The 1,955-nt window shown below is 46.0% G+C and carries 2 protein-coding genes; one reads left to right on the top strand and one right to left on the bottom strand.

Annotated elements, in window-relative coordinates; genetic code table 11:
- Positions 1-170 precede the first annotated feature (170 nt).
- Positions 171-605, top strand: a complete 435-nt coding sequence (locus tag ACR2PX_RS08115; RefSeq protein ID WP_433998853.1) for a helix-turn-helix domain-containing protein — start codon at positions 171-173, stop codon at positions 603-605.
- A 43-nt stretch (positions 606-648) separates the two neighbouring features.
- Here the strand turns inward: ACR2PX_RS08115 and ACR2PX_RS08110 are convergent, their stop codons facing one another.
- Positions 649-1,515, bottom strand: coding sequence for a hypothetical protein (locus ACR2PX_RS08110; protein ID WP_433998852.1), 867 nt, complete (start codon positions 1,513-1,515; stop codon positions 649-651).
- Positions 1,516-1,955: the final 440 nt, after the last annotated feature.

Genomic DNA, 1,955 nt, shown 5'->3' with positions numbered 1-1,955 from the left:
GAGCGTTCTAGACAGCTTCGATGGATTCGTGAGAATAGTTGACCTATTTAATCGAATTCATCGAATAATTGGGCCGTTCTTTCTGGAATTTAGGCCGAAATAGTCTTAAGTCCGACAGGCTCCTAGTGTTAGCCTACAACTTAAAGTCGACTTGAGGTCAAGGTGCGGTTATGGATATTTCAGAGGTCGTTAAACGTTCCGGAGTGCCTGCTTCTACGCTCCGGTATTACGAAGAGAAAGGATTGATTAAGTCCATTGGCCGGCGGGGACTGCACCGGGTGTTCGGCGCCAATGTCCTGGAGCGTCTTGCTTTAATTGCCTTGGGACGAACAGCCGGGTTTTCTCTCGATGAAATAGCACCCATGCTGGGAGTGGACGGTCAGCCCGATATCGATCGGAAAATGCTGTCAGACAAGGCGGACGAGCTGGATAAATCCATTAAACAGTTGACGGCCATGCGTAATGGTTTGAGACACGCTGCAGAGTGTTCTGCCCCCAGTCATCTGGAATGCCCAAAATTTCAGCGTCTCATGGGGTTGGCGGCATCGGGTGCGATAGGCAAAGCAACGTCGAAGAAAGGGCCCGGGAAAAAAACAGGTCAATAATATGAACACTCCAAGCTATAAAGATGGAGTGTTCATCGCTTCGTTAACTTTTGGTCAGCGGTTCTTTCCTGTTACTCATTTCCTTCAGTATTTCCAGAACCTTCTGGTAATAGGCCCCGTTGGAAGCCTTCTTGAGTACGATAAAGGCGTGAAAGAACATTTTTTCGCTCATCATTGACCCATTGATTGCATGGACCGTTGCATTAGTACCACTTTCCCGAATACCAAATACCTGTGAACTGGGGTCTTTCAGATTACTTTCAATGGATTTTTTTATGGCGTATTTTCGGATGGGAGTGAGTCCCAGGTTGAGTATTCTTTTATGCTGGTATTGGTCCTGAATAAAGTCCCTGAAACTGATGCATCCACCTGAAGCCAGAAGCGTCTGGTAAACTTGGTGCTGCATTTGGAAATGCCGGTAACGGGTATAGTCTTCAAGAGTTCTAATGGCTTCTATGCCTTCAGAAACGTCCTGCACTTCAGTCAAACCCAGAGCTGTTTTAACCGTGCTGGCAGGTTGTCTTTCCAGCGCTTGGGTTAAGGCTGCGGAAAAGCTCCCTGTTAATAAAGGAAGATGAATGCTCTGAGGGCTGCGCATTGTGAATTGCATAAAATGGGTCGGGAAGTAACTCAGGCGCAAGGGATACCAGGTATATTTGTTCCATAGCCACATGGGATGATCTTTATCATTGGTATAAAGATCCATGTCAAACACAGAACCCCAGCCGTTTATATTCATGACTTCATGAAGTAAATCCTTATCCAGCACTTTTGCTTTTTGACTGGAGATAACCTGCAGCTGGTGGGTGTTTTTGCCGTGGATCATATCTACAATTTCATCACTGTCCAGAAACAACGAGTGTTCAACCAGAGGGTCAGCTACTGATTCAGGAATAAAGCCTACGAACACCGGACTGGGAGTGGAAAAACCGGATTCAGAGAGTTGACGGTCAAGCTCATCAGTCAGTAAGTCCGGTAAATGATGATCGGGTAGCCAACCTTCGTCAGGAAGAGGGTAAGTGATGAATTCAGGTCTTTCAGAGCCCTTTCTTTTGTTGCGCGATGTTTGATGAAAATAGGTGACCTGATTTTTGTAGTCAGTTCTGAATTGGATAGAATTCCAGCCTGAATGTTTTGTCAGGTAGCGTCCCGATTCAACCAGTACGGGCAGTATATTGTTGATACTGGATACGTGCTCTCGTAGGCCAGTAGGAAGCAGCTTTTTTTGGGGCTTTTACAGGTTGGCTGATGAAAAGTGAGGGGTTGCAACAGAAATAGCCTTCAGGAGACGATTGATTTGTAAGGATCAAAATTTCTGAAGGATCAGACATGTGTGCAACACCCTCACTA

The organism is Endozoicomonas sp. (assembly GCF_051008435.1).
Classification (GTDB): Bacteria; Pseudomonadota; Gammaproteobacteria; order Pseudomonadales; family Endozoicomonadaceae; genus Endozoicomonas_A.
This window is presented reverse-complemented; position numbering and strand designations above follow the sequence as displayed.